We start from the raw sequence: 26,362 nt of genomic DNA, 5'->3' as shown, positions 1-26,362 counted from the left end.
CAATTACCAAGAAGTTTGGGCGGTTTTGCCAAAAATCTCTTTGATTTTTGCACGGATAAGATCGTTGTTGTAAGCGGCAACTAATTTTTTAACCCATGGCTCATCTTTTTCGCTCGTGCGTACAACGATGATATTATCATAAGGATTATTTTTTGCGCTCTCCCATGCGACGACATCTTTTTCGAAGTTTAATCCAGAAACAATAGCCCAGTTTGTGTTTATAATTGCAAGATCAAAATCGTCAATAGCTCGCCCTAACATACCAGCATCGAGCTCACGAATTTGCAGGTTTTTAGGATTTTCGATAATATCAAGTGGAGATGCAAGAATATTATGAGGATCTTTTAACTTAATGAGACCTAAAGAATTGAGAAGAAGTAAGGCTCTTCCACCATTAGATGGGTCGTTCGGAATACCAACATGTGCACCCTCACGTAGATCTTTTAAGTCTTTGATTTTGTGCGAGTAAACACCGATTGGAGCAATAAATGTATAGCCGACAATTGAAAGTTTATAGCCACGTTGTTTCATTTGTTCATTAAGATAAGGGGCGTGCTGAAAAGCATTCGCATCGATCTCTCCTGCGTTAACAGCGTCATTAGGCAAAGCGTAATCAGAAAAATAAACGAGTTCAATATCTAAACCGGCTTTTTTAGCCTGTTCAGCTGCAGTTTTCCAAATAATCGCATCCCGCCCTTCCATAATACCAAGTTTGATTTTCGATTTGTCTGTAGCCATGACGCAAGCAGTAGATAAAAAAAGTGCAACGAGAGAGAGGAATAATCCTATAATCTGACTACGAGAAAAAAAATTTAATGTCATGTGCTTTTAACTTTCTTGTCCAAGAGATTTTTTGAGGGAAGTTTCAATATACTCTGTATTTTTTTTTGGAAGATTTAAAGTTATACAAGCTTTAGAGAATATTCAATCACTTTTATTTTTAAAATAGCATTATTTTTCCTTCTATTTTTAGTATTTTTGGGGCTTATCATCATTCATTCTCTGTAATTCAGGCAATCAATTCTTCTATTGCAATCATTTGTTGAGGGAACCAATAACACTTTAAAAACTTCTTTAAGGGACGATTGGTTGAAGAACCAGACAATCAGATGATGCTTTAGCTGTAAATTTATGAGGAACATACTGCGCAATCAAGATCAAAAGGCCGTGTTCGTGTAGAGGGGGAATAAAGAGAAATTTTGTTGCAATGTTGTGGGGTCTTTTGGGCGGGAAATAAAAGTTGCTGATCATTGGATTTAAACGCGGCAAATTTTTGCAAAGGCGAAATTTTGCCTTTCACATATTTTGAGAGAGGAAGAAAAATAATGTTAAGAAAAAAATTTTTATCAACAACAATGATTTTATGGGCTTTGGGAGCGTCGGGGGTGGCTGTGACTGCTTTTCACGCGGAAGCTGGAACCATTGCAGGAACAGTTGCTCGTGTTGCATCAGGTCAGGTATCTTTACGCACAGGTCCTGCGACAGCTTATAAAGTGATCACAATGGTTCCAATGGGAGCAAAAGTGCAAATTTATGGCTGTCTATCCAATAAAACTTGGTGTTCTCTTGGTTATCACGGAAAGGTTGGTTGGGCATCTGCACGTTATGTCAATGTCAATAATGTTCCTACCATCGCTTTTACAAAGATGCCAGTAAAGCTAAATGCTATGATAAAATCGCCAAAAGTAAAAAAAGAAAAAGTAAAACAGGTTGTTTCTGATTTTAAAGCTCTTCCAGCGATTCAAAAAACACGGAAAAACATACAAAAACTCTACAGAAAAGATGTGATTATCGATTCTACAGGTGTCAAAAAAAGAGATGAACGGACAATTTTAAATCCTTCGCCCCAAGCACAAGGAGTTTCTGTAAAGCACGTAAATGCTTATAATCCCTTCTTTCCTGATAATGTCAATTACAAAAATTTTGAACGTAATGAAACGCGTTACCGTGTTGTGACTTATCCTGCTCGATAAGGGTAAAGTTAATTTCACAATCGGAATAACAAATAGGATCAGCAGCATAAGCATTTTTTGCTTCATGCTGCTGATCCTATTGTACCGTAAAATGGCATTAAGGCGGCGATGATTAACTTAAGGTGGCGAGGTATTTATGGATATTCAGAGTAAAATTTATCAATACCCCGAATTACAGTCCTTTAGGATGGTGATATGAATCCCCAGCAGGGGAAGATTCTGCTGAAGAGAAGCCGGACTTTTGACAGACCGGCTAGGGCTCTTCATCCTTTCGGACAGGGCGTTAATTTACGGACTTAGGCTTTATCAAATTACGAGAAATGAGCAATTCAGCAATTTGAACTGCGTTCAATGCTGCTCCTTTTCTTAAATTATCGGCGACAACCCAGAAAGCTAAACCATTTTCAACGGTGATATCTTCACGAATGCGGCTAATAAAGGTGTCATCTTCTCCGGTACATTCATAAGGTGTGGTATAGCCACCATCTTCGTGTTTATCGATAAGCTGACAACCGGGAGCATCGCGGAGAAGCGCTTGTGCTTCAGATACGCTTAGTGGTTTTTCAAATTCAACATGGACAGCTTCGGCATGACCGATAAAGACAGGGACCCGAACAGCAGTGGCTGTTAACTTAATCTTCGGATCGAGAATTTTCTTCGTCTCAGCAGTCATTTTCCATTCTTCTTTTGTATAACCATCTTCCATGAAAACATCGATATGAGGAATGACATTAAAGGCAATGCGTTTAGTGAATTTTTTTGATGTAATTGGGTCAGCAACAAAAACTGCACGTGATTGTTCGAAAAGTTCGTCCATTCCTTCTTTACCAGCTCCAGAAACCGACTGATATGTAGAGACAACAACACGTTTAATGATTGCAGCATCATGGAGAGGTTTTAGAGCTAAGACCAGTTGAATTGTTGAACAATTAGGATTTGCTATAATATTACGTTTAGAAAAGGTATTTATAGCTTCGGCATTGACTTCAGGAACTATCAACGGAACATTGGAATCATAGCGCCACGTGGAGGAATTATCGATGACGACACAGCCAGCGGCAGCGATTTTAGGAGCATATTCTTTGGAAATGCTTCCTCCCGCAGACATCAGACAAAAATCTGTGTCAGAAAAATCGTAAGTATCCAGTGCTTTTACTTTTAAAGTTTTATCTCCATAAGAAACCTCTTGTCCTAATGAGCGTCGTGATGCTAGAGGGACAATTTCATGCGCAGGAAAACCACGTTCTTCTAAAATTGTAAGCATTTCACGACCAACATTTCCGGTTGCGCCGACAATTGCAACTTTAAAACTCATTTTCTATATACTCCTCATATCTCTCCACGTTTATTCCCCGTGCTATACTCAGGAGAGAGTGAGTTGGTCAAGGAACATCATTAAATTATATTTTTGATTTTCAACAACTCAATTTTGTACACATCAATCATCATCAGCAGCACAATAAATTGTTTTATTTCAAATGATACGTCTTTTTAATCTTTCAGAATTGAAAAATTGAATATTGTACGCTAAACTGTTATCTCTTTTAGAGAGCACTTTAATTAAGTGAATTCCTTATCTTCTGTCAATTGTTTACCTTCACACTTTTGAATTTTTTAAGGATGTTATTACGTATTGCGTTGGGGGAATCTTTTAATACCTTATCTGTTAAGTGTTGAATTATTTGATCTTCTCCCTATGCCTTTAAAAGCGAAGCTTCTTATTCAGTCTGTAAACAGGCAGATTCTAGCGGTTACTTTTAGCGGCTTCCCATTTTTCACTTGAAACTTAAGGCTCAACAAGCAAGCCTAAAAATATTTAAAAAGACATTTGGCGCTTAAAAAACATTTGAATGTTTCAAGTAGGTATGCATGCTTCATATTCTCATACCTTAAATGATAGAATTTATAGCACAACAGGATAAAATTAAGTATCCATTATATAAATAAATTCTTATGAAAGTTATACATATAGTTTTTTCGTGTCTTATTTTTACTTTAATCCTGTTATACTATAAAATATCGTTATTTGAAGTATGGTGGTATAAGATCTTTAAGCTTTCTTGATATATTTAAGTGTTTTTTTAAGTGTGTGGGAATATTCTTAGGCTTGTTTGGCAAGCCTTTTGTTTCAAGTGAATCATATGAGTGGAAAGCCGTTGAACACCCCCCATATTTATGTTTAATAAAAGAGCAAGTTAGCACCATCATACATTTTTCCAGTACCCAATGTGGCTACGTCCTTGGTATGTGAGATAATTTAATAAGAGATATGCCTTTTTGTACATTTTTATTCATACGCCAACTCTGCTTGTAATGTACAAATAAGTGATTTTGATTGATTCAATATAGAACAAGTTTGAAATGAAAGAATTTTATGATATTCGAGACACTTATTCAATATACATAACGTTAGATTATCATTATAAATCAAAGCGCTATTGCTAAGTTAAACTCGTTAGAATTCGGACTATTTACAGACCAGATTAGATTTAAGAATTTTCGTTCTCATGAGGTGTGGGGAGACAGTCAAAATTCTTTTCAATGTTATTAAGGACGTTGATTGTCCTTTCAGTGAATTTATGAAAATAAGGGGTCGTTTTTTTCACCAGAAATCAACTGTAAAATAGCCCTTTGTTTTTTGCGGGTCAGCATTCTGAAACTTTTCAAAAGTAAATATTCTGCTTTGCTTTCTATTCTGTCATCACAATGATAGAGGGGATCTTCTTTTTTTGTGTTATCAGCATAAAAGAAGGAAACGGAAACATCTAATATATTAGCAATTTCTTGTAAACGTCTTGCACTTACGCGATTTAAGCCTTTTTCATATTTTTGAATTTGTTGAAACGTTACGCCCAAATGACTCCCTAATTGTTTTTGAGAAAAACCCATAACGTTTTTTCTGAAGCGAATTTTTTTACCTAAAGAAATATCGTAAAAATGCAGATTTTTGTCTTTCACTTGATACCCCCACTGGGTGCGAGCGCCCTCGCATTAGTATTCCGGGGTCTGGAAGTGCTGACATCGAATCAGCCTCTTGCTTTTAGTGCTGAGAGCACTTGGACATAACAAGAGCCCCCGGAAATTCCGGGATATCCGCAAAGCGAATTTATTCTGCGTTCGATGTTAGGGCTTCCAGGCCCTATTGATCGCTGCGTATACGACCAAAAACACAAGTTCATTCATAGGGTAATTTCTTTAAATCGTCAACCAGAGTGACAGCAGTTGGTTTGGTTGTTTTTTGCAAAGTTTACATGCAACTGTTGCAATACATCCCTTTATTTTGATGGAATTTAGGACAATTTCTTAGTGATCATTATGGGGTATATTTAAAATTGTAACTATATGACTTTATCCATTTATTGTGTATAAAAACGGAAGCTTTTTTTCGCATTCAGAAGCAAAAGACTTTTTAGAGTAAGTATAACATTAGGAGTTGGTAAAGAGAATGCTGGTACTGGCGTGTGATGGATTAGCACTAATATTAAAAAGGTTGTATGAGCAAAAGAGAGCTTTTTATAGAGCAGTGATTGATAACAGCTTTCTCCAGAAAAAATGAACGAAATTTTCTTATTTTTTATACGCTACGTTTTCATTGTTTTGCAAAGGGCGCGCTTCTGAGGCAAGCATAATGGGAACGCCATCACGAATAGGATAGGCAAGTTTGGCTTTGAGAGAAATAAGCTCTTGTGTTTTTCGGTTGAAAGAGAGAGTGCCTTTCGTTATTGGACAGACGAGCAATTCGAGCATTTTTGGATCTGGGGTCATTTTTTTCATGTTTTAACGTTTATTAGTTTAAACGGTAATCTGTACCTGTTTGTTTCATGAGTGAGCGTTCTGTTAACGCAAGAAGAGTTTGGGCACGGCTTTCGATATCTGGAGCTTCAAGGAGAGCTTGTTTTTCTGCTGGTGTAAAGGGGATAAGAGCTGAAAAAGCATTAACCAATATAGGTGTAGGGGCTTCTATGATACTGCTCCAATTATATTCCATTTCATGTATGGTTAGATATTTTTCTACAACGTCGAGTAAGCTTTCTCGGTTAATGCGTTCTTCAACATCAAATTCTTGCAAGTCTTTTATGTTTGATTGGATGAGAGCTGTTCGATAGGATTTTGTGTTAGTCAATTCTTGTTCTAAGGTGAAGCGGCAAACACCTTGTAAGATAATAAACAGTTGTCCATTTCCTGTTTCACTGTAGTTTGTAATGCGCCCTATACAGCCTGTTTTATAAAGTTGTGTAGAGAAGCGGTTTGTATCCGATGAAAGTGGTTGAATAATGCCTAATAGACGATCGGTTACCATAACGTTTTCAATCATTTCAAGTGATTCTGGTTCAAAAATGTTGAGTGATAAAAAACCACCGGGTAGTAAGAGTGCACCTTCTAAAGGAAAAAGGGCAATTTGCTTTGGAAGATCATTTTCGCAATTGTAAGAGATATTACCAGCTTTCATGAGTATTTTGTCACCTTTGTTCGGTAGTTTAGTCTGTAAATAGTCGCAATTTATGACACTATTGAGAAAGCAGAAAACCCACTTCTTGTGCATTAAAATCATATTTATAAAATATTTGAAGCCCTTATTCTCAAAAAGAATATGAAACCCTATCTTTAAGGTTGAACTTGCGCGAGAAAGAATATTGCTTTGCGATCTTTTTAGTGTGTGACGTTTTGCATGATTTTCAAGAGGTATTTTTGTCTATAGCTTTTGATTTTTGTATTAAATTTCCTAAAATGTGTTGCTTGCAATTTTTGTAAGGTTCAAAGGGATACTATTATAAATCTTTTGAAGCAGCTTATGCAAGTTTTAAAATGAGAACATTTTCATCACTTTACTAATGACAGTGTGATAAAGATAGGTTATAGGTTAGAACATGCCGGAAAGAGCGTTATTGTTTCTTTCATTCTTTTGCGGGAGAGTGCAGATTGCGAATTTTCGCATTGCCGCCGAAGGGGAAATAGCCCATAATCTCTCAGGCTTTAAGGACCGTAAAAGGAAGAAGGCAGATCTGGAAAGTCGGGAGAGCCCGCGCCGAAGGTGTAAGCGAAAAATCTTTTCGCGAGTCTCTCAGGTTGATGACAGAGGGGGCAGAGACGGCCATATTCTGTGGGCGTTAGCGCAGCTTTGGAGTTATTATGGGCACAGCACAAGAAACATCTTTTTTAAAAACACTTCCTTTATATGATCTGCATGAAAAAGCAGGAGCAAAATTTGGTGCTTTTGCGGGCTGGAACATGCCTTTAACTTATCCTCTTGGCGTTTTAAAAGAGCATCTTCATACGCGTGCACATGCAGGGCTTTTTGATATTTCTCATATGAAATTGATTGCTGTTGAAGGGACACAAGTCGTGGAATTTTTGTCCTATGCTTTTCCCATTGATGCAGCAGCCTTAAAGATTGGGCACTCACGGTATAATTACTTGCTTAATGAGCAAGCTGGTATTCTTGATGATCTTATCATTACACGTTTGGAAGAGGACCGTTTTATGTTGGTCGCCAATGCTGGGAATGCACAGGCTGATTTTGTAGAATTGGAAAAGCGTGCGGTTGATTTTGAATGTCAAGTGATTGCTCTTGAAAGGGTATTGCTTGCTCTTCAAGGTCCTGAAGCGGCAGCTGTTCTTGCTGATGCCGATTTACCAGGGAATGAATTGTTCTTTATGCAAGGATTCGAACCACAACAGGATTGGTTTATAACGCGTTCTGGTTATACGGGAGAGGATGGTTTTGAAATTGCTTTGCCTATAGGGCATGCGCATATGTTGGCTGAAAAATTGCTGAGTGATTCTCGTGTTGAGTGGATTGGACTTGCAGCACGCGATAGCTTGCGGTTAGAAGCAGGGTTGTGTTTGCATGGAAATGACATTACCCCTGATACGACACCTATTGATGCGGCTCTAACATGGGCTGTTCCTAAAAGTGTTCGAGAAAAAGCACAATTTTATGGCGCGAAGGCTTTTCTTGAAGCGCTGCAAAAAGGACCTGCTCGTTGTCGTGTTGGATTAAAACCCCAAACGCGCCAACCTATTCGTGCTGGTGCGGTGCTTCTTGATGATCAAGGTAATGAGATTGGAGTTGTAACATCAGGTGGTTTTGGTCCTTCTTTTGATGGTCCTGTCGCGATGGGTTATGTTCCTGTTGATTGTAAAGTTGAAGGGACACAAGTCTTTACAGAACTGCGAGGCAAAAAGATTGTATTATCAGTTCATTCACTTCCCTTTGTTGAACAACGTTATTTTAAAGGATGATTTTTTATGTCTAAAACTTATTTTACACAAGACCATGAATGGCTTAGCGTTGAAGGAAAAGTGGTGACTGTTGGGGTTACGCATTATGCGCAAGAGCAATTAGGAGATTTGGTTTTTGTTGATTTACCACAAAGTGGGACAAAACTTTCCAAAGGAGAGGCAGCTGCTGTTGTGGAATCGGTGAAAGCCGCTTCAGATGTTTATGCTCCTCTTGATGGTGAAGTGGTCGAAATAAATGAAGCATTGGCTGATCATCCTGAATTGGTAAATCAGAAAGCCGAAACAGAAGGCTGGTTATGGAAAATGACATTGCAGGATGAGACACAACTGGAAGGGTTGTTGGATAAAGATGCTTATAAGGCTTTGATTGGATGAGTATCATGATCGAGCGTTCTTTTTCTTCTCGACATATTGGGTTGCGTCCTGATGAAACACAAAAAATGCTTGATGTTTTAGAGCTTGATTGTGTTGATACACTCATTTCTCAAGCTGTTCCACATTCTATCCATTTGGGACGTTCACTTAATTTACCAAAGGCTGCTAGTGAAGGACAAGCCTTGGAAGAACTCTCCAAGATGATGCAGCGTAATTGTGTGCACAAAAGTTTTATTGGGCAAGGATATCATGGAACTCATGTCCCCCCAGTTATTTTACGAAATCTGTTTGAAAATCCTGCTTGGTATACTGCTTATACGCCGTATCAAGCAGAAATTAGCCAAGGTCGTTTAGAACTTTTGTTTTATTTTCAGACATTGGTGAGTGAACTCACAGGTTTGCCTGTTGCTGCTGCTTCCCTTCTTGATGAAGCAACCGCTTTAGCTGAAGCCAATGCCCTCGCTTTTCGCTTTTCTCGTGAGAAAAAAACAAAAATTTCTCTTCAGAGTCTTTTACATCCTCAGACTTTAAGTGTTGCGCAAACGCGTGCTGAAACACAAGGTATTTGTATCAGCCAAGAGAGGAAAATTTGTTCTAATACAGCGGCAATTGTTTTATCTTGGCCAGATACAAAAGGTGCTTTTCATGATTACAGTGAGATCATAAAAGAGGCAAAGGAAAAGGGAGCTTTAGTTATCGTTGTGGCTGATCCTTTAGCACTTACTCTTATGGAGCCACCTGCTCAATGGGGGGCAGATATCGTTGTTGGCTCTATGCAGCGTTATGGCGTTCCAATGGGCTTTGGTGGTCCACATGCTGGTTACCTTGCAGTGAGTGATGCGTTAACGCGTTTTATTCCAGGGCGTATTGTTGGTCAATCCGTGGATACGAGAGGGCGTGTTGGTTTTCGTTTAGCTTTGCAAACACGTGAACAACATATTCGGCGCGATAAAGCGACGTCAAATATTTGTACAGCTCAGGCTTTGTTGGCTAATATGGCAACCGCTTATGCTGTTTGGCATGGGCCGAAAGGTTTACAAGAAATTGCGCAGCGAATTCATCATTTAACATGTCGTTTTGTTGCTGGTTTAAAGGCTGCAGGTGTTTTTTGTGAAGGAGAATCTTTTTTTGATTGTGTAAGCATTGGTGTGAAGGGAAAAGCGAAAGAGATCGCGCATCAAGCCAAAATGAGAGGACGCCTTATTCGTGTTCTCGATGATGACACCATTGCAATCAATTTTGATGAATTATCGACAGAAGAAGATGCTTGTGCTTTAGCGCAGCTTTTTGGGGCACAATTAGGTGATCAGGTTTCTCCACAGCTCTTTGGCAAAAAGCGGGATGCTGCTTTTCTTTCCCAGCCTTTTTTTCATGCGGTTCATTCAGAGACAGATATGATGCGCTTTTTGCGTCGTTTGGCGGATAAGGATTTGGCGCTGGATCGAGCTATGATTCCTCTTGGCTCTTGTACAATGAAGCTTAATGCGGCGGCTGAATTGATGCCTGTGAGTTGGGCTAGTATGGCCAATATACACCCCTTTGTTTCACAAGAGGATGCAGCGGGTTATTTAGAGATGATCGATCAGTTAAATGCGTGGTTGTGCGAAATTACAGGATTTGCGCAAGTTTCTTTTCAGCCAAATTCTGGTGCTCAAGGTGAATATGCGGGGCTTTTGGCTATCCAACGATATTACCAATCACGGGCAGAACATCAACGTACAGTTTGTCTTATTCCTGCATCTGCGCATGGTACTAATCCAGCTTCGGCACATATGGCAGGTATGGAAGTCGTTGTGGTAAAATGTTTAAGCGATGGTGATGTTGATGTAGATGATCTCAAAATAAAAGCGCAATTGCATAAGGATAAATTGGCTGCTCTCATGATTACTTATCCTTCAACACATGGTGTTTATGAGGAAAGCATTAAGGAAATTTGTTCTATTATTCATGAAAATGGCGGACAAGTTTATTTCGATGGCGCTAATCTCAATGCACTTGTGGGGCTTTCTCGTCCTGCAGATATTGGCGCTGATGTTTGTCATATGAATCTTCATAAAACATTTGCCATTCCCCATGGAGGTGGTGGTCCTGGTATGGGACCAATTGGAGTTGCAGCGCATCTCAAACCATTCTTACCAGGGCATGAACAGGATGGGACAACACATGCGGTTTCGGCAGCTCCTTATGGAAGTGCGTCTATTCTTGCGATTACATGGATGTATATCCGAATGATGGGGGCTGATGGCTTAAAATATGCAACACAAATAGCCATTTTAAATGCCAATTATATTGCTGCACGTCTTTCACCCGCTTATTCCATTCTTTATCGGGGCAAGCATGGACGTGTTGCTCATGAATGTATTGTGGATACACGTGTGTTGAAAGAGCAGTATGGGGTGAGTGTTGATGATATTGCAAAACGTCTTATTGATTATGGATTCCATGCGCCCACGATGTCGTTCCCTGTTCCGGGAACTTTGATGATTGAGCCAACGGAATCAGAACCAAAAGCAGAAATTGATCGTTTCTGTGATGCTTTACTCTCTATTGCTGAAGAAGCAAAGAAAGTTGGTCGTGGGGTTTGGCCAAAAGACAATAATCCATTGGTGAATGCCCCTCATACAGTGGCAGATACTTTAGATGATGCTTGGGCACGACCCTATTCGCGACAAGAAGCTGCTTTTCCCAACAGTTCCCTTGATCCAGCCAGTAAATATTGGCCTCCTGTATCGCGTATTGATAATGTTGCGGGAGACAGAATGCTCATTTGTTCGTGTCCGCCATTGGGAAATACCTATTAAATAACAAATATGTATTTACTTTGTTTATTTACATAAACAAAAAAGCCCACACATTCTGTGTGGGTTTTTTACTTATTGATCATGTTATTATAGAGTTATTTGTCTATTTTCTAGAATTTTGCATAGTTTTTTTATAACATGAGAACAATCGGAAAAGTCGACAAAAAAGCTGTGTTTTGTGGGCAATAGGCATGCTCTTCTTTGCTTTCTACCGTATGACATGGTTTTAGTGATTAGGCGCATCGGTTTAGCCAGCTAATTCACGTAAACGAGAGTAAAACCTACGGGGGTAGGGTCCAGTCTGTTGCATGTGTTGTGACATACGACTCTCACTAAGGTGACTACGATCGGTTGCAGAAAGAATAAAATCAATTTTAGTGCTTCTGATGATAAAGACACGCGAAACTCTGTTATTGCATCTTTTTAAGTCAAGAATTGTCTAAATATTTCTCTTTAATCTGCTTTTTATAAATATGATGCAAAAATATGTAAGAACACCTGTCAGAATGAGTAAATGCAAAGCCAAATGTATTATGGTTGTTTTTTTACAGGGTGTCTTATAAAAAGTCGGCGCATCTTTTCAATTCATTGTAGGTTAGTTTGTGACTTTACGGCGTTGTTTTTCTAAGAGCCGGTGTGCTTTAGCTGTTGCCTCTAAATCAACATCAAAACTTAACGCAGCGACATGTTTTAAGTCAGAGATTGAGACAAAAAAGAGCTTTATGAGTAGTTCAAGCTTTTGTAGGCTAGATGATGGCGAGGGGATTGCGTATTTCTGTTGACGTAATATTTGAAACTGGAAGATAATCTAATTTCAGAGAAATATAAAGCTTTAAAGGTGAAACTAAAACCTCAGTTTGTCATCTCCTTTTAATTCAGCTTTACAGCTTTCAGCAGCATCTAAAGCAATGTTTTTTATAATGGCGATTACACATTGCTCCATGCTTTTATTGATTATGTTCTTTAATGGGGGCACAACCCTTATGTAAAACAGAACACTCCAAAAAGAATATGCTTTGGTTGTTAATCCACGTGTTTGTTTTAAAGAGACATTTCGCTCCCAATCCCATTTCGCGACGGTGCTTGTGAATGGTACAACGATAAATCTATAGAGAGCCCCCCAATCTTTATGCTCTATGAAGGAAGAAGTTTGCACCATCATACACTTTGCCAACCGTCTAATGCTATAGCCCGTGGCACTTGAGATGGTTTATAAGAGGTATTATTCTTTTCTTAAATCATTTTTATCTACACATGGTCCAGTTTGTAGTATACAAGCGAATGATTTTGATTGCTCCACTATGAACAAAGCTGAAAATAACAGAAACTTACGAGACTGGATGTTTTGTTTGATGTATAGGGAATTAATATTTTGGTTTAATTGGGCAATTAATTTTAAAAACTTTGCAGTAGATTCTTTTTTATCAATTTATGGGGAAAAGGCTAAGCTTTTGTATTTTTGGTGAAAGCTACTTCCATAAAACAGTTCATCAACTTGTCTATTTTGAGATTTCTGTGCATGTGCGGTCTCTATGATCATTCTATGTGATTGATTGTTGTAAAATCTTTCGTAAAAAACCTCTATTTTTAAAATGATGATTTTTATCAATTTATTTCTTTAAAGAGTTTTTATATGTAAATGTATTTATAGCGGGAGCCAAGAGATGTTAGAATTTCATTGGGAAGCGTATTGGCATCTATAGATACTTTTTCAAGTGTTTGATGGGGTCCAATGAGTTCTATCCAGTCACCTGTTTGAGGTTTTTGATCAAGATCGGTCGTATCTACAATAATGGAATCCATAGAAACCCGCCCAACCATGGGAAGTTTGTACCCGTTGAAATAAACTGTTCCTTTATTCGAAAGAGCACGGAGCCAGCCGTCTGCGTAGCCTATAGAAATGGTTGAAAGAGTGCTTGGTCTGTTGGTTATAAAGCTTTCTCCATAACCAACAGGTGTGCCTATATCAACAACGCGGTTTTGAATGACTTGGGCCTCAAGTTTTAAAACAGGTTTCAGGGGTGACGGGTATTTCCCCCGCGGATCAACTCCGTAAAGTGCAATGCCTGGACGAACAAGATCAAAATAAAAATCTGATCCTAGAAAGATACCTCCAGAATTGGCAAAGGAAACTTTGCAAGCAGGTAATTGCGCAAGGACAGTTTTGAAAGTAGCCAATTGGGCATAATTGGATGGGTGGGTATCATCTTCTCCGTTAGAAAGATGACTGAGAATATATTTTATTTCTGCTTTTTCGAAAATTGTAGGGTGTTTGATGAGTTTTTGTAATTCTTTTTGATCCAGTCCTAATCGGTTCATATGGGTATCGATTTGAACAATTGCTGGAAATTTTTTATCTTTTTTTTGACAAATTTTTTGCCAATTTTCAATGGCATTCCAAGAGTTTAGAACAGGAACAATACCAGATTGTGCGACAAACTCTTCTGCTAAGTGTGGAAGTCCATTCAGAAGGGCAATCGTGACATTTGATGGTAAAATGCTTTTTAATTGGAGTGCTTCTATGATTTGGGCGACAAAAAAAGTGCGACAACCAGCTTGATAAAGGGCAGGAGCAATTTTGTGAGCTCCTAATCCATAGGCATTTGCCTTTACAACTGCTGAACATTCCGTTGGAGCTACACGTTTGGCTAAAGTGATATAATTGGAAACAATGGCACTGACATCGATGGTTGCTACAGCTACATAGAGTGATGTATTGATTTCATCATTAACGGATTTTTTCATTTTAAAAGCTTATCTGTGTTCGTGAAATACGGAATTTTTTGGTTATTTCATTGAGGTTCTTTACGATATTAGGGAAAGACACTATTTTCTATGGTCAAAATCATAAGGAGCTTATACTGAATTATGCGCCCTTAAAGTCGTTTTTTATGTAAAATGCTACTCTGGATATAAGAGATATTTTAGTTTTATTTGTGTTGTTAGCAACACGGTATCTTCTAATAATTTGTAAAACATAGACTTTTGTTTTTTACTTATTTTCCCTAGTTGAGGCATATAAAAAAATAAAACATAGTTTATTGTATTGTATCATTTTGAAGAGTGCAAGATTAGGCTGTTGTTGCTGGTGCGATTGTTTTGATTAAACATGCATTGGTTGCTTATTCAGAGGAGGTAAAATGATTAAATTAACCACTCTAAATCAATGCATGACAAGTTTTCTATCATGGGGGGAAGATCACTTATCTGTGCAATTTTGGATGTCTCTCATGCACTTAAAGTTATTTTTGTTAAATGGAAAACAGTGTGTAAACACTTTCTGATACATTAAAAACTGTTGATTTAGAAAACCCGTTGATTTGGATATTGTTGGTTTTCAAGATGGATTGGGTATCCAATATTTACTTTCTATCGTTTGATTGGTTTTAAGTGAAATCAATTTTATCGCTTATAGAGCGCGTTAGACTCTTTTATTTATGGATATTTATGGAAAACGCAGTGTAAAAAGGTCAGTAACGAAAACAATAGATGGAATGTCGGAAATCTTGTTGGAGATTCGTGCAGTTATCGTTCAATCAACAAAAATTTTATCTCTCTTATTTGAAGGTTTTGGGTCATAAGTTTTGTTAAGCGAGAGAGTGTTATAGCGTTACAATGGAAATATGCTTTATGTGTTAAAGGGGAAAAGAGTACCGTGATTGTTTAATATGCAATGTTTTTATTTTTCTTTGAATGTGATTTGTATTCGTATTTTCCTCATTCGTTTAATAAAGTGTTAATCTTGAGATTTTTGTTTTAAGAAAATTGTTGGCAGATGGTTATGCAAGTACTATATCACGTCAAGGATTCGAAATTTAACGTTCAATAAAGATATGGGGAAGAGTATGAATACGTCTGCTACCAATGTTCCGTCAAACATCAGCAGCGTTGCAAATTTTCCGATTCCTGAGAATGTGTTCGCCCTTACTGTCCAAGAGGTTTGTCACTATACAGATCGGTTATTTAAATTCCGTTTGAATCGCCCGGACAGTTTTCGTTTTCGTTCGGGTGAGTTTGTTATGATCGGTTTGCCAAATGCAGAAAAGCCGGTTTATCGCGCTTATTCGATTGCAAGTCCCTTTTGGGATGAACAGCTTGAGTTTTTTTCGATAAAAGTTCCAGGGGGACCTTTAACCGAGCATCTCCAAAAAATTAAAATTGGTGATATAGTTCTCATGCGTAAAAAATCTACAGGAACACTGGTTCTTGATGCTCTTATTCCTGGAAAACGGCTTTATCTTCTTTCAACTGGGACGGGGGTTGCTCCTTTTGCAAGCCTTATTCGTGATCCTGAAACTTATGAAAAATTTTCAGAAGTTGTCCTTATTCAAACAACGCGTGAGCAGAGTGAGTTAGTTTATGCAAAAGATCTTGTTTCCTCTTTGCAACAAGATCCTCTCATTGGGGCATATGCACAACAGTTGAAATTTTATCCTATGACTACTCGTGAGCCTTCTGAGCATATGGGGCGTATTACGACTGTTATGGAGAGCGGGTGCTTTTTTGAAACAACCGGCCTTCCTAAAATTCATCCTGATGAAGATCGGGTGATGATTTGTGGTTCCATGGCAATGTTAAAAGATTGTGCAAGGATGTGTGAAAGTTTTGGTCTTGTTGAAGGGGCCAATAATGCTCCTGCTACTTATGTTGTAGAGCGCGCTTTTGTGGGATAATGAGTGGGGAAGTTGATGCTTTATCTTCTTTCAAACCGGTACGGTTTTTTTCCTTTTGCAAGCTTTATTCGTGATCCTGATACTTATGAAAAATTTTCAGAAGTTGTCCTTACTTTAAACAACGCGTGAGCAGAGTGAGTTAGTTTATGCAAAAGATCTTGTTTCCTCTTTGCAACAAGATCCACTCATTGGGGCACATGCATAACAGCTGAAATTTTATTTTATGACCACTCGTGAGCTTTCTGAGCATATGGGGCGTGCTACGACTGTTATAGAGAGTGGATGCTTTTTTGAAACAAGCGGCTTTGAAACAATAGCACTCTCCTAAATTCATCTCGATGAAGATCGGGTGATGATTTGTGGTTTTATGACAATGTTAAAGATTGCGCAAGGATGTGTGAAAGCTTTGATTTTGTTGAAGGGGCTGATGTTCTTGCATTTTACATTATATTGTAGAAAGAGCTTTTTTCGAGGGAGAGGGAAGTTGCGATGCAGTATATGCTAATGCAGTAATCGAATCCCAATCATTTATTGCAATGAGTTGTTGGGGTGCTATCCAAGAACCGCCAACGCAGAAGACGTTAGGCAGTTGGAGCCATTGTGTTGCACTTTTTTGTGTAATACCGCCTGTTGGGCAAAATCGGATATCAGAGAAGGGAGATGCTAAAGCTTCGATGAAGGAAATACCTCCAGCGGCTTCAGCTGGGAAAAATTTGAGATATGAATAGCCTTTGTTTAATGCTTGTATGAGTTCACTTGGGGTCATTGCAGCGGGAAGAAGGGGAATTTCACTATTTTTTGCACAATTGATTAATTCATTTGATAATCCGGGGCTTACAATAAATTTGGCTCCAGCTTGTTCGGCTTTTTCGTAATGTGTTGTGTTGAGAATTGTTCCGGCTCCAACAATTGCTTCAGGGACTTCTTGTGTAATTTTCTGAATTGCTTTGAGGGCATTTTGTGTTCGCAAGGTGATCTCAATTGTTTTTAATCCGCCTTTGACAAGAGCGCGTGTTAAGGGTACGGCACTTTGTAGATTGTCAATGAGCAAAACAGGTATAACAGTTTGTCCTTGGAGATATAGTAAAAGCTTTTCTCTTTTTTGGCACATGATATTTTTTCTTCTTGGAGATGATATTATTTGTATCGTTTGATAAAGCACAATATGTTAAAGAGTATATGAATAAATCTTGAAATTGAATGAAACGCGCGTTATGGCAAAACACATGGAAAAGAATTTTAAAGTTGCTGCACTTTATTGCTTTGCAGATTTGAAGCATTATCATCAATTACAAAAACCTTTGCAGGATTTATGTCAAGCAAAGGATATCAAAGGCACTCTGCTTTTAGCACAAGAGGGAATTAATGGAACGGTTGCTGGTTCTTGTGCTGCGATTGAGGCATTGGTGGATTTTATTACGGCTGAGCCAGTGTTTCAAACGCCGGAGATTAAATATTCATGGGCATCAAAAATGCCTTTTCATCGCATGAAAGTGCGGTTGAAAAAAGAGATTGTGACAATGGGGGTTGAAGGTGTTGATCCGCTAAAAGTTGTTGGTACTTATGTGGATCCTGAAGATTGGAATGCTCTTATTCAAGATGAAGAGACAATTTTGATCGATACGCGTAATGATTATGAATATGCAATTGGAAGTTTTCAAGGAGCAATTGATCCGCAGATTAAAACATTTCGCGAATTTCCTGAATGGGTGCGTCAACATGAAGCTGATTTAAAGAAGAAAAAGAAAATTGCTATGTTTTGTACAGGTGGTATTCGGTGTGAAAAATCAACAGCTTATGTTCGTGAACTTGGTTATGAGCAGGTGTACCATCTAAAAGGAGGTATTCTAAAATATTTAGAAAAAATTCCAAAAGAAGAAAGTTTATGGTGGGGTGAGTGTTTTGTTTTTGATGAGCGTGTTTCTGTTCAACATGGTCTTGAAGAATGTGGACGCGAATTATGTCGCGCTTGTCGTTCCCCTATCAATGCTGAAAGCAAATTATCGCCTCATTATGAGGAAGGTGTTTCCTGTGATGCTTGTTATAACACGCGTAGTGAAGCCGATAGAGAGCGCTTTCGTGAGCGCCATAGGCAGTTTCAATTGTTGAAGTTGCGTGCAATTGATTCTCATCAAGGGACATAAGGATAGCGCAGTGTAGGGCTGTAAATTTTAGCGTTTTTCTCTTAAATTTAAGAGAAAAGAGTGTTTTGATATTAGTAGAAAATATTTTATAAGACCGGATATTATTCGGTCTTTTTGTCTATGTTAAATTATTTGATTTATAAATAATCATGATAGATCGTTTGCTCTCCTTACATTTTATAGGATTGAGTTTTTAAATACTTTTCATTTTAAAATAGAAACTCTCTTTACCAACAGTGCAGGGGAGGGAGATTTATAGCTTAAGAGAAAAGCGTATGAATAAGATGTGATTAATAAAAGGAGATGAAAAAGCAGATGCTAGGTGGCAAAAATAAAATGATAATAGGAGTTTATGATTCCAGAATTTAATATAATACATTAATTTATAATGATAAATTATTTTTATTTGAATAAAAGAGTTAAATATTGTGAACTTCATTGCTTTCAGATTAGATGAGAACGAATCACGTAAAACTCATTCACTTGTACGTTACAAATGGGAGAAACGTATGGACAAAAATCATTTTAGATAAGGTGTTATGAAACATTTCAATGTAGGAGTTTTTGCAATATTGGGAGTTGGCAGATAGAATGGGGGTACAGGTTTGTAATTTCATAAGTATAAAGAGGGTGAGATGTCGTTAATCTATACTACACAAGCTATATTATACGGGGAATTTTCATGATATCTTGCTTAAGCGATGCTGTGAAATGAATGTGGAAACAGGGATGTTTTTTAGGATGTAAATAAGAAAGATAATGGTATTGGTTGGAGGAAAGACATCGTTATCTTTAAAGATAATGGTGCTTCAGTTGTTACTTCCCCAGTTTTCAATGTTGGTCATCCTTGCATTTTAAAGGATATATAAGAGGTTCCTCTTTTTTCAATTGTTTTTTATTTGTGATGCGCAAAAGAATGATCTTAATTGATTCATTGTAAGAGGGTTGAAATAAGAGAATTTTATGATGAGATTTTTGTTTAAGGGAAAAATAATAAATTATCATTATAAATTAATGTGTTGAGTAATTTATTTTGCGTTATTTTCTATGGGCCATATTAGGAGATAGAATAGGGCAAAGAAACGAGGGGCTTTAAAGGCAAGACAGTGATTTATGTTGCACGGATAATGTAAGGGGTGTCATCTCATGAAAGCGGATAGATAGCTTTGTCTGGTGGAGGAGAGAGTTGTTTTTTCGCATCATTTTATCTTTAAGAATTAAAAAATGTTTAAAATTAAAAAAATGATTGAAATGAGCAAGAATTCGTTTTATAGGATGCATTGCCCAAAGTCGCACGTGCCTGTGGGTGTCCGCTGGTTCTCAAATGGTGAGATTAACCGGTACGGTACCTGGAACTAACCGCTCCAGTCATTCTTACAGCCAATTGCAAGAATGAGGACATCTTGAAGCAACGACGGTGCGGGCCTTTCTGGTGTCTTCCAGTTTTAAATGCTGGGATAACTATAGAGGCACACCTCATTGCCTTCAGTGCGGAAGTGGTTTTCTCAACTCCAATCAAAAAGGCAGATAAAATAGAATAACGCGGCTTCGCGCTGTTCTTTCGCTGCATGCAATGCTAATTTCTGGTTTTTTGTAATCAGAATGGGGATGGTTGTTGTGTGTTTTTTGTCCTTTAGCTTTTGGCAGCTTTGGCTGTCCAAGCATAGAGTGGGGGAGCTTTCCCTCAAGGAGAATTGCAGATGGCAACGCAACGTATTCGCGATTTTCTTGCAACACATCGTTCTGAAGGTCCATGCTTAATTGTTGACCTTGATGTTGTTCGTGACAACTATTTAAATTTTGAAAAAGCTCTGCCGCAGTCTCGTATTTTTTACGCAATAAAGGCAAATCCAGCACCTGAAATCTTGCGTTTGCTGAATTCTTTAGGATCTTCTTTTGATGCAGCTTCTGTTGCAGAAATTGAAATGGCTTTAAAAGCAGGAGCAACGTCAGAGCGTATTTCTTTTGGGAATACGATTAAAAAAGAACGTGATATTGCACGAGCATATGCATTGGGTGTTTCACTTTATGCAGTTGATTGTGTTGAAGAAGTGGAAAAAATTGCGCGTGTTGCTCCAGGAACACGTGTTTTTTGCCGTGTTCTTACTGATGGAAAAGGTGCAGAGTGGCCATTGTCACGCAAATTCGGTTGTGTCCCTGCTATGGCGGTTGATGTTTTAAGACGGGCACACCAATTAGGTTTACAAGCCTATGGTGTTTCTTTTCATGTTGGGTCTCAGCAGGTTGATCTGAGTGCGTGGGATCGTGCTTTATCGGATGCTGCTACAGTTTTTAAGCGTTTGGAACAAGAAGGCATTTCGCTGAGGTTGGTGAATATGGGGGGCGGTTTTCCAACGCGTTATTTGAAAGATGTCCCTACAGAACAAGCTTATGGTACAGCAGTTTTTGATTCATTGAAAAAGCATTTTGGTAATCGTATCCCTGAGACGATTATTGAGCCTGGGCGAGCGATGGTTGGCAATGCTGGTGTTATTCGTACAGAAGTGGTTCTGATATCCAAAAAAGCTGATAATGATAATGTACGATGGGTTTATCTTGATATTGGAAAATTTAATGGTCTTGCTGAGACTATGGATGAAGCCATTCGTTATCCTATTGAGACACCTCATGATGATAAGGTTATGGAGCCTTGTATTTTGGCTGGACCAACATGCGATTCGGCAGATGTTCTCTATGAAAAAACACCTTATCCGCTTCCTCTATCCTTAACGATAGGAGATGAAATATTGATTCATGGAACGGGTGCTTACACAACAACTTACGCATCGGTTGCTTTTAATGGTTTTGAGCCTTTACGATCATATGTGATTTGAGGTTTCCTTTTAACTATAGGTTTTTTAGACTTTTTGCTATGCTCGTCATGGCGCTATAAGAGGGCGGTTCTTGAGATGAACATGATGAATTTTCAAACAAAAGATGGGGCATGTTTTACACTTTTATTGGAGCAAGAAGCAGATAAGCCTTATCGAGAAAATTTGCTTGATTCAACGATGGGGTATGGACGTAAACGTAAATCATCAGAGGCTTTACGTCGTGGTCGGTTAGCTGCTCAAGGACTTTCTTTTGTGGTTAAAAATGCGCTTGGAGAGCTTGTGGGAAGTGTCCGTCTTTGGCATGTGTCTTTTTCTAAAGGAAAAAATAAAACACAACATGCTTTACTTTTGGGCCCCTTGGCTGTCGCATCTGAATTTGCTGGTATGGGAATAGGATCAATTTTAGTCCGCCATGCAATTGAAACAGCAAAAAAATTAGGATATGGCGCCATTTTGCTGGTAGGGGATTTTGAGTTTTATCAACGTTTTGGCTTTTCAAATAGTTTAACAGAAAATTTGGCAATGCCTGGTCCTTATGAAAAGCATCGCTTTCAAGCGTTGGAACTGATACCACATTATCTTGCTGGGTGTTATGGCACTTTAGTTCCTAGTGGAGAACGAGAAGTTTCAAATCGTTTTCAGCATCATAAAGTGGCTTGAAGATAGTGTTTATTTTGTTTTTCAACAGTTGGCATTGAGGAGAGCATACTGTTTTGACGAGTGCCAAAGTATTTAGTGGTACAAAGTTTTGGGGAGTGGTATTGCGATTTTATTATATGACTTTTTCTTTATGGGGCTGATTTCTTATTTTTGATAATTTCAGTTAAGTGAGTAGGAATATATTTCAAGCTCATTTTTTGGAATAGCGTCCTATTTTATAATATTAAAGGAACCGGATTTTTGAGTGGTCTTGTATTCTTTTAAAGCAGGTATCATCATGCAGTTTTTCAGTTTTCAATATCGTTGGTAGACCTTGCATCAAAACGGTTGGATATTTTACTTTTTTCTTAAACAGTTTTATCTCTCTGCTTTTTATGTACAAGGGAATAGTCGTGATTGGTTCAATAGAGAGACATTTCGAGAAATTTTATACAACTTTAGCGCTTGTTGAAAGAGAAAGGGCTTAAGAAAGAAAAGTATGCAGCAGTAGAATCAAAATTGTAAGTATCAGCTTTTTTAAAAGAGTGTAAAAAAATAAAATTACATGTTCAAAGGCAGCTTTTTTTGAAAAAAATATATCATCACTTTTTTGCTATAAAGGTTAATCGTTTTGTAATTGGCATGAAAGTATCTCATACAAAATGATTTTCTCATGTAAAATTTTTCATTTAGAATCAAAAAACGTTATCCTACATATTATAAGGGAAATAGGGGCGTGAATAAAATTCACAAGAATCATCAATCTTTTATAAATATTCGTGTGAGAATCAAAGAGTGAAGGGCAAAGAATCTTACAGCATAGTTTTTATGAGGATAGTAGCGTAAAAAGGGGGATAAATAGATGACAGATTTAATGACAGACGCAAATATTGTTTTAATGTTTTTGCCCTATGGTCATAAATCAAAAATTTTATAGAAATAGCTGCTTTATCTTTATGGTGTAGAGCACTTTAGATAAGTTCTTTGTTTATATCATCTAAGATAATTTTTGTATACGAGAAGTTATTTTTAAATGCATAAAGAGCTCGCATTGAAAAGAATTTTTATCAGAAGAATCATTTAGAATCAGAAGTTAATTTATACTGTCTCGTGAGAAGAGATAAAGTGCATAAGAAGCGAGGAAAGTGATAAGGATGAAAAATATTTCTCAATTTTAATTAAGTTTAGTGACTTGGTGGTGAATCCATGAGAGGTGGTATTTTTTTAAGAAAAATGGTCATAAAAGTCAAAGTACCAAAGATAATGGTTATGATAAAGAAAATATCACTAAAAGCCATAATCGTTGCTTGTATGCGTACCATACCAAACAATTGAGAAAGAGCAAGAGTATACGAATCAAAGGTTTCTGTTTTGAAAAATAAAGTAAGCTTTGAAAGCATTTCAGTTGCTTGTCTGTTTGCGTGGTTAAGCGTTTCAGCTATTCGTTCATAATGGAAGTCTGTGCGTTTTGTCATGAGAGTGCTGATAATGGCAAGCCCTACAGCACCACCTAGATTCCGTGTGAGATTAAAGAGTCCAGAAGCATTTTGCATTCGTTCTGGCGGGAGTGTTCCCAAGGCAATATTATTAACAGGAACCATACATAACATTACAGAAGCACCACGGAAAACTTGTGGCCAAAAGAGCTGCCAAAAATCCCAGTTATCTGTGATAGAGCTCGCCATCCAAGTGCCTATTGCAAAACCCAAAAGTCCTATTGCCATCATTAAACGTGCATCGATTCGTGCTGAAAGAAATCCAGCAAGCGGAGCAGTTAATAACATGGCGAATCCTGAAAGAAACAATGTTTCTCCAATCATGAGGGCATCATAATGGCGGATTTGGCTTAAATAGACAGGATAAAGGTATGTGAGTCCATAAAGACCTATTCCCAGTGCAAAGGAAAAAATGGATGCAGCTGAAAAATTAAAATTAGAAAAAGTAGAGAGATCTACAATGGGTTCTTTTGCTGTAAAAGCACGCCAGAAGAATAAGGCTGCAGCAAGAATCATGATAATGAAAAAATCCCGAATCAGCCTATCATTCAGCCAATCATGACGTGCTCCTTCTTCTAGAACATACTCTAAAGTTCCCAAGAAAGTAGCCATAGAAATGAGGCCTAACCAATCAAATTTCTTCATTAAAGAGGGATCAGCTTTATCAAAATCAATTAATTTCCAAGCGAGAATTGAGATGATAATCCCGAAGGGTACATTGATGAGAAAGAGCCAATGCCATGATGAGAGATGACAAATGTAGCCTCCCACGGTTGGACCAATGGTAGGGGCTAATGTTGCGACCAGTCCGACGATAGGAGTAACAATAGGACGTTTGGAAGGAGGAAAAAGAACATAGGAGGCAACAAAAACACTAGGGATAATTCCACCACCAATAAAACCTTGTAGCGCGCGATACACAATCATCTCTCCAATAGATGTTGCCGTTGCACAAAGAACAGAAGTAATCGTAAAACCGATAGCTGATAAGGTGAAGAAAACACGTGTTGAAAGTAATCGTCCTAAAAATCCAGAAAGCGGCAACATGATGACTTCAGCGATGAGGTAGGAGGTTTGAACCCATGAAATTTCTTCAGAGCTTGCTGCAAGACCTGCTTGAATTTCAGCTAAAGAAGAGGAAACGATTTGGATATCTAAGATTGCCATAAACATGCCAAAAGACATAGCAATAAAAACTACAATTTTATGCAATTCGATGCGTTCGTGAGACTGTATAGGCTCTGGTATGGAAGATGTCATCGTAAGATCTTCTACTTTTTTGTTATAAGAGACTTTTATCTTGTGGCTTTGTACGTGTATCAACTTTCACTGAAACACTCATTCCTGCTCGGATATGTCCGTTTTTTAAGACTTCTTCTGGAATAGAAATACGTACGGGAATGCGCTGGACAATCTTTGTAAAGTTACCAGTAGCATTTTGTGGAGGCAAAAGAGAAAAAACAGCGCCTGTTGCGGGCGAAATAGAAAGCACTTTTCCTGTAAAAAATTCCTTTTTGAAGGCATCAATAGCAATATAAGCCTTTTGTCCTGGGTGAATATTTTGCAACTGTGTTTCTTTATAGTTTGCTTCAATATAAAGTGCATGTATGGGGACTAACGCCGCAAGACGTTGGCCATTTACAACAAAATCTCCTGTTTTTGCTGTTAAATTTCCTATAACTCCATCAAATGGTGCTCGTATAATAGTCGAATCAAGATCACGTTGTGCTTTTTCACGCGTGAGCTCTAAACTCTTTGTTTGGCTTTCCGTTTCACTTCGTTGCGCTTCTAGCACTCGGATATTTGCACGTGCTGCAGCTATTTGTGCATCCGCTCTGTTAACATTCGCAATGGCTTGTTCATAAGCTGATTTGGCATCATCGACATCGGATTGAGGAGCATAACGATTTTTTTTCAGTTCTGTTACACGTTTTAAGCTGAGTTGTGCATTGGTTGCTATGGCTGAAGCGGCTTCTTTTTGTGCTTTTGCATCATCTAAAGCACTATGAGCGGCTGTGATTTGTGCATCAATGCGTAGAAGTGTTTTTTTCTGTGTGTTAAGATGCGCTTCTGTTTGATCCAAGGCTATTTGATAATCACCATTGTCTAGGTAAAATAAAACATCGTCCTTTTTTACAACTTGGTTGGCTTTAATGGCAATTTTTGCAATATATCCATTTAATTTAGTCGCAATAGCTGCTATATCTCCTTGCACATAGGCATCTTCAGTGGCGAGCATATAACGCCATTGCGTTATCCACTTATAGCTAAACCAAAGCACAAAAAGTGCAAAGACAATAAGAAGAGCCTTGATTGCTTTCTTTTGTTGCGTTTTATTGAAATTTTTGGTTGAAAAAATTGTCTCAGCTACGGACATGATTTTATACTTTCAATATTTATGTTCCACTGAGTATAATAAACCCATCACTATAGACTAGGGTGATATACATGCAAGGACGATAAGAGCTTTTCAAGCAATAAGATAATTTTTGAAACATAATGCTAAAAATATGAACTTGCAAGTTCAAGGTCTTATTTTGTTATGCATTTTTTACAAAGACCTCGTACTTCTAGGGTGCTTTTGTGGGCTTGGAAGTCAACAGCTTGAACCATCTGTTTTAAACTCGATACAATCGTTTGATTTTGTATTTCATTGACTGTGCCACAGTTTTCGCAAATTATGAACGTTGTAAGTTCATGTTGACAGTTTTCAGGGTGTAAACAGACCATAAAGGCATTTACACTTTCAAGACGATGAATACACTTTAACTGTACGAGTTTTTCTAACGCACGATAAACTTGGAGAGGTGCACGAAAACCTTCTTCGCGTAATTGATTGAGAATCGCATAAGCACTTAAAGGCCCTTTTGCATTTTTTAAAGTGTTTAAAACCAATGTCTGGTTACGCGTCAGTTTAGATGACATTGACATCTTCCTTTTACTCTCATGGCAAAGCATAAAGTGTGTAAGAGGTTTATGCAATGGTGATTATAGTATGTACTCTATCCTTAGTCTTTTACATGACATCATTGTGATATGTAAGAAAAATTGCAATCGTTGTGAGGGGAGGGGTATTATAATCTGAAAGCCGCTGTTATCTAGCAAGGAAGTTTTATTTTTATTTTAGTGTAATGTATTGAAATACAACCAGTTGTTTACGATATTTTATTTTTGAAAAAAGTAA

The 26,362-nt window shown here is 37.9% G+C and carries 18 protein-coding genes, 1 pseudogene and 1 riboswitch; of the genes and pseudogenes, 9 read left to right on the top strand and 10 right to left on the bottom strand.

Going from position 1 to position 26,362, the window contains the following annotated elements:
• Nucleotides 1-3: 3 nt before the first annotated feature.
• A complete protein-coding gene (locus ACFIKO_RS07050; protein WP_375620120.1) occupies nt 4-822 on the bottom strand; it encodes a MetQ/NlpA family ABC transporter substrate-binding protein in 819 nt (272 codons plus the stop codon).
• A 503-nt stretch (nt 823-1,325) separates the two neighbouring features.
• On the opposite strand from ACFIKO_RS07050, the gene ACFIKO_RS07045 reads away from it, so the two are divergent.
• Entirely contained in the window at nt 1,326-1,973 is a 648-nt protein-coding gene (locus ACFIKO_RS07045; protein WP_375620119.1) for an SH3 domain-containing protein, read from the top strand.
• Nucleotides 1,974-2,256: 283 nt separating this feature from the next.
• On the opposite strand, the gene ACFIKO_RS07040 is transcribed toward ACFIKO_RS07045, so the two are convergent.
• From ACFIKO_RS07040 to ACFIKO_RS07025, 4 genes are all read right to left on the bottom strand, one after another.
• Nucleotides 2,257-3,288: an aspartate-semialdehyde dehydrogenase gene (locus tag ACFIKO_RS07040; protein ID WP_375673585.1), complete on the bottom strand. Its 1,032-nt coding sequence runs from the start codon at nt 3,286-3,288 to the stop codon at nt 2,257-2,259.
• Between the two features lie 1,262 nt (nt 3,289-4,550).
• Nucleotides 4,551-4,931: a helix-turn-helix domain-containing protein gene (locus ACFIKO_RS07035; RefSeq protein WP_375673584.1), complete on the bottom strand. Its 381-nt coding sequence runs from the start codon at nt 4,929-4,931 to the stop codon at nt 4,551-4,553.
• Between the two features lie 609 nt (nt 4,932-5,540).
• Nucleotides 5,541-5,747: a Trm112 family protein gene (locus tag ACFIKO_RS07030; protein WP_375620116.1), complete on the bottom strand. Its 207-nt coding sequence runs from the start codon at nt 5,745-5,747 to the stop codon at nt 5,541-5,543.
• A gap of 13 nt (nt 5,748-5,760) precedes the next feature.
• Complete coding sequence (locus ACFIKO_RS07025; protein ID WP_375620115.1) at nt 5,761-6,423, bottom strand: LON peptidase substrate-binding domain-containing protein; 663 nt, start codon at nt 6,421-6,423, stop codon at nt 5,761-5,763.
• A gap of 446 nt (nt 6,424-6,869) precedes the next feature.
• Nucleotides 6,870-6,967, top strand: a riboswitch (glycine riboswitch).
• A gap of 136 nt (nt 6,968-7,103) precedes the next feature.
• Between ACFIKO_RS07025 and gcvT the strand changes: the two genes are divergently transcribed.
• From gcvT to gcvP, 3 genes are read left to right on the top strand one after another with little or no spacing between them, the layout of a single operon-like run.
• Complete coding sequence (gene gcvT, locus ACFIKO_RS07020; protein ID WP_375620114.1) at nt 7,104-8,216, top strand: glycine cleavage system aminomethyltransferase GcvT; 1,113 nt, start codon at nt 7,104-7,106, stop codon at nt 8,214-8,216.
• Nucleotides 8,217-8,222: 6 nt separating this feature from the next.
• The gene (gene gcvH, locus ACFIKO_RS07015) at nt 8,223-8,591 is read left to right on the top strand and encodes a glycine cleavage system protein GcvH (protein WP_015856760.1); all 369 of its coding nucleotides are present in this window, start codon (nt 8,223-8,225) and stop codon (nt 8,589-8,591) included.
• A 5-nt stretch (nt 8,592-8,596) separates the two neighbouring features.
• The gene (gcvP, locus tag ACFIKO_RS07010) at nt 8,597-11,392 is read left to right on the top strand and encodes an aminomethyl-transferring glycine dehydrogenase (RefSeq protein WP_375673594.1); all 2,796 of its coding nucleotides are present in this window, start codon (nt 8,597-8,599) and stop codon (nt 11,390-11,392) included.
• Between the two features lie 1,629 nt (nt 11,393-13,021).
• On the opposite strand, the gene alr is transcribed toward gcvP, so the two are convergent.
• Nucleotides 13,022-14,137 carry an alanine racemase gene (gene alr / locus ACFIKO_RS07005; RefSeq protein WP_375620113.1) on the bottom strand — a complete coding sequence of 372 codons (1,116 nt, stop codon included), beginning with the start codon at nt 14,135-14,137 and terminating at the stop codon, nt 13,022-13,024.
• A gap of 1,100 nt (nt 14,138-15,237) precedes the next feature.
• Between alr and ACFIKO_RS07000 the strand changes: the two genes are divergently transcribed.
• Both ACFIKO_RS07000 and ACFIKO_RS06995 read left to right on the top strand, forming a co-directional pair.
• Nucleotides 15,238-16,065, top strand: a complete 828-nt coding sequence (locus ACFIKO_RS07000) for a ferredoxin--NADP reductase (RefSeq protein ID WP_375620112.1) — start codon at nt 15,238-15,240, stop codon at nt 16,063-16,065.
• An 18-nt stretch (nt 16,066-16,083) separates the two neighbouring features.
• Nucleotides 16,084-16,532 (top strand): annotated as a pseudogene (locus tag ACFIKO_RS06995) (ferredoxin--NADP reductase); the annotation flags it as partial.
• Here ACFIKO_RS06995 and eda read toward each other — a convergent pair.
• Nucleotides 16,511-17,176 carry a bifunctional 4-hydroxy-2-oxoglutarate aldolase/2-dehydro-3-deoxy-phosphogluconate aldolase gene (eda, locus tag ACFIKO_RS06990; RefSeq protein ID WP_375620111.1) on the bottom strand — a complete coding sequence of 222 codons (666 nt, stop codon included), beginning with the start codon at nt 17,174-17,176 and terminating at the stop codon, nt 16,511-16,513. The pseudogene ACFIKO_RS06995 and the gene eda overlap by 22 nt on opposite strands.
• 115 nt (nt 17,177-17,291) lie before the next feature.
• Here eda and ACFIKO_RS06985 point away from each other — a divergent pair, with 115 nt between their 5' ends.
• The 3 genes from ACFIKO_RS06985 to ACFIKO_RS06975 all read left to right on the top strand — a co-directional run bounded on the left by ACFIKO_RS06985 (nt 17,292) and on the right by ACFIKO_RS06975 (nt 21,703).
• Nucleotides 17,292-18,209, top strand: coding sequence for a rhodanese-related sulfurtransferase (locus tag ACFIKO_RS06985; RefSeq protein WP_375620110.1), 918 nt, complete (start codon nt 17,292-17,294; stop codon nt 18,207-18,209).
• Between the two features lie 1,700 nt (nt 18,210-19,909).
• A complete protein-coding gene (locus ACFIKO_RS06980; RefSeq protein ID WP_375673583.1) occupies nt 19,910-21,043 on the top strand; it encodes a type III PLP-dependent enzyme in 1,134 nt (377 codons plus the stop codon).
• Nucleotides 21,044-21,118: 75 nt separating this feature from the next.
• Nucleotides 21,119-21,703 carry a GNAT family N-acetyltransferase gene (locus ACFIKO_RS06975; protein ID WP_375673582.1) on the top strand — a complete coding sequence of 195 codons (585 nt, stop codon included), beginning with the start codon at nt 21,119-21,121 and terminating at the stop codon, nt 21,701-21,703.
• Between the two features lie 1,163 nt (nt 21,704-22,866).
• Here the strand turns inward: ACFIKO_RS06975 and ACFIKO_RS06970 are convergent.
• The 3 genes from ACFIKO_RS06970 to ACFIKO_RS06960 form a co-directional block, all read right to left on the bottom strand.
• Nucleotides 22,867-24,438: a DHA2 family efflux MFS transporter permease subunit gene (locus ACFIKO_RS06970; protein WP_375673581.1), complete on the bottom strand. Its 1,572-nt coding sequence runs from the start codon at nt 24,436-24,438 to the stop codon at nt 22,867-22,869.
• Nucleotides 24,439-24,460: 22 nt separating this feature from the next.
• Complete coding sequence (locus ACFIKO_RS06965; protein ID WP_375620106.1) at nt 24,461-25,555, bottom strand: HlyD family secretion protein; 1,095 nt, start codon at nt 25,553-25,555, stop codon at nt 24,461-24,463.
• A 155-nt stretch (nt 25,556-25,710) separates the two neighbouring features.
• Complete coding sequence (locus ACFIKO_RS06960) at nt 25,711-26,103, bottom strand: Fur family transcriptional regulator (RefSeq protein WP_375620105.1); 393 nt, start codon at nt 26,101-26,103, stop codon at nt 25,711-25,713.
• Nucleotides 26,104-26,362 lie beyond the last annotated feature (259 nt).

This window comes from Bartonella sp. TS82HLJMH, assembly GCF_042193495.1.
GTDB lineage: Bacteria > Pseudomonadota > Alphaproteobacteria > Rhizobiales > Rhizobiaceae > Bartonella > Bartonella grahamii.
This window is presented reverse-complemented; position numbering and strand designations above follow the sequence as displayed.

Bases quoted from the DNA above. Each gene is read 5' to 3' on its own strand.
- ACFIKO_RS06965 (WP_375620106.1), bottom strand. From the start codon at position 25,555: ATGTCCGTAGCTGAGACAATTTTTTCAACCAAAAATTTCAATAAAACG.
- alr (WP_375620113.1), bottom strand. From the start codon at position 14,137: ATGAAAAAATCCGTTAATGATGAAATCAATACATCACTCTATGTAGCT.
- ACFIKO_RS07040 (WP_375673585.1), bottom strand. From the start codon at position 3,288: ATGAGTTTTAAAGTTGCAATTGTCGGCGCAACCGGAAATGTTGGTCGT.
- ACFIKO_RS07000 (WP_375620112.1), top strand. From the start codon at position 15,238: ATGAATACGTCTGCTACCAATGTTCCGTCAAACATCAGCAGCGTTGCA.
- ACFIKO_RS06980 (WP_375673583.1), top strand. From the start codon at position 19,910: ATGGCAACGCAACGTATTCGCGATTTTCTTGCAACACATCGTTCTGAA.
- ACFIKO_RS07025 (WP_375620115.1), bottom strand. From the start codon at position 6,423: ATGAAAGCTGGTAATATCTCTTACAATTGCGAAAATGATCTTCCAAAG.
- ACFIKO_RS07030 (WP_375620116.1), bottom strand. From the start codon at position 5,747: ATGAAAAAAATGACCCCAGATCCAAAAATGCTCGAATTGCTCGTCTGT.
- ACFIKO_RS06970 (WP_375673581.1), bottom strand. From the start codon at position 24,438: ATGACATCTTCCATACCAGAGCCTATACAGTCTCACGAACGCATCGAA.
- gcvH (WP_015856760.1), top strand. From the start codon at position 8,223: ATGTCTAAAACTTATTTTACACAAGACCATGAATGGCTTAGCGTTGAA.
- ACFIKO_RS06985 (WP_375620110.1), top strand. From the start codon at position 17,292: ATGGAAAAGAATTTTAAAGTTGCTGCACTTTATTGCTTTGCAGATTTG.
- eda (WP_375620111.1), bottom strand. From the start codon at position 17,176: ATGTGCCAAAAAAGAGAAAAGCTTTTACTATATCTCCAAGGACAAACT.
- ACFIKO_RS06975 (WP_375673582.1), top strand. From the start codon at position 21,119: ATGAACATGATGAATTTTCAAACAAAAGATGGGGCATGTTTTACACTT.
- ACFIKO_RS06960 (WP_375620105.1), bottom strand. From the start codon at position 26,103: ATGTCATCTAAACTGACGCGTAACCAGACATTGGTTTTAAACACTTTA.
- gcvT (WP_375620114.1), top strand. From the start codon at position 7,104: ATGGGCACAGCACAAGAAACATCTTTTTTAAAAACACTTCCTTTATAT.
- gcvP (WP_375673594.1), top strand. From the start codon at position 8,597: ATGATCGAGCGTTCTTTTTCTTCTCGACATATTGGGTTGCGTCCTGAT.
- ACFIKO_RS07045 (WP_375620119.1), top strand. From the start codon at position 1,326: ATGTTAAGAAAAAAATTTTTATCAACAACAATGATTTTATGGGCTTTG.
- ACFIKO_RS07050 (WP_375620120.1), bottom strand. From the start codon at position 822: ATGACATTAAATTTTTTTTCTCGTAGTCAGATTATAGGATTATTCCTC.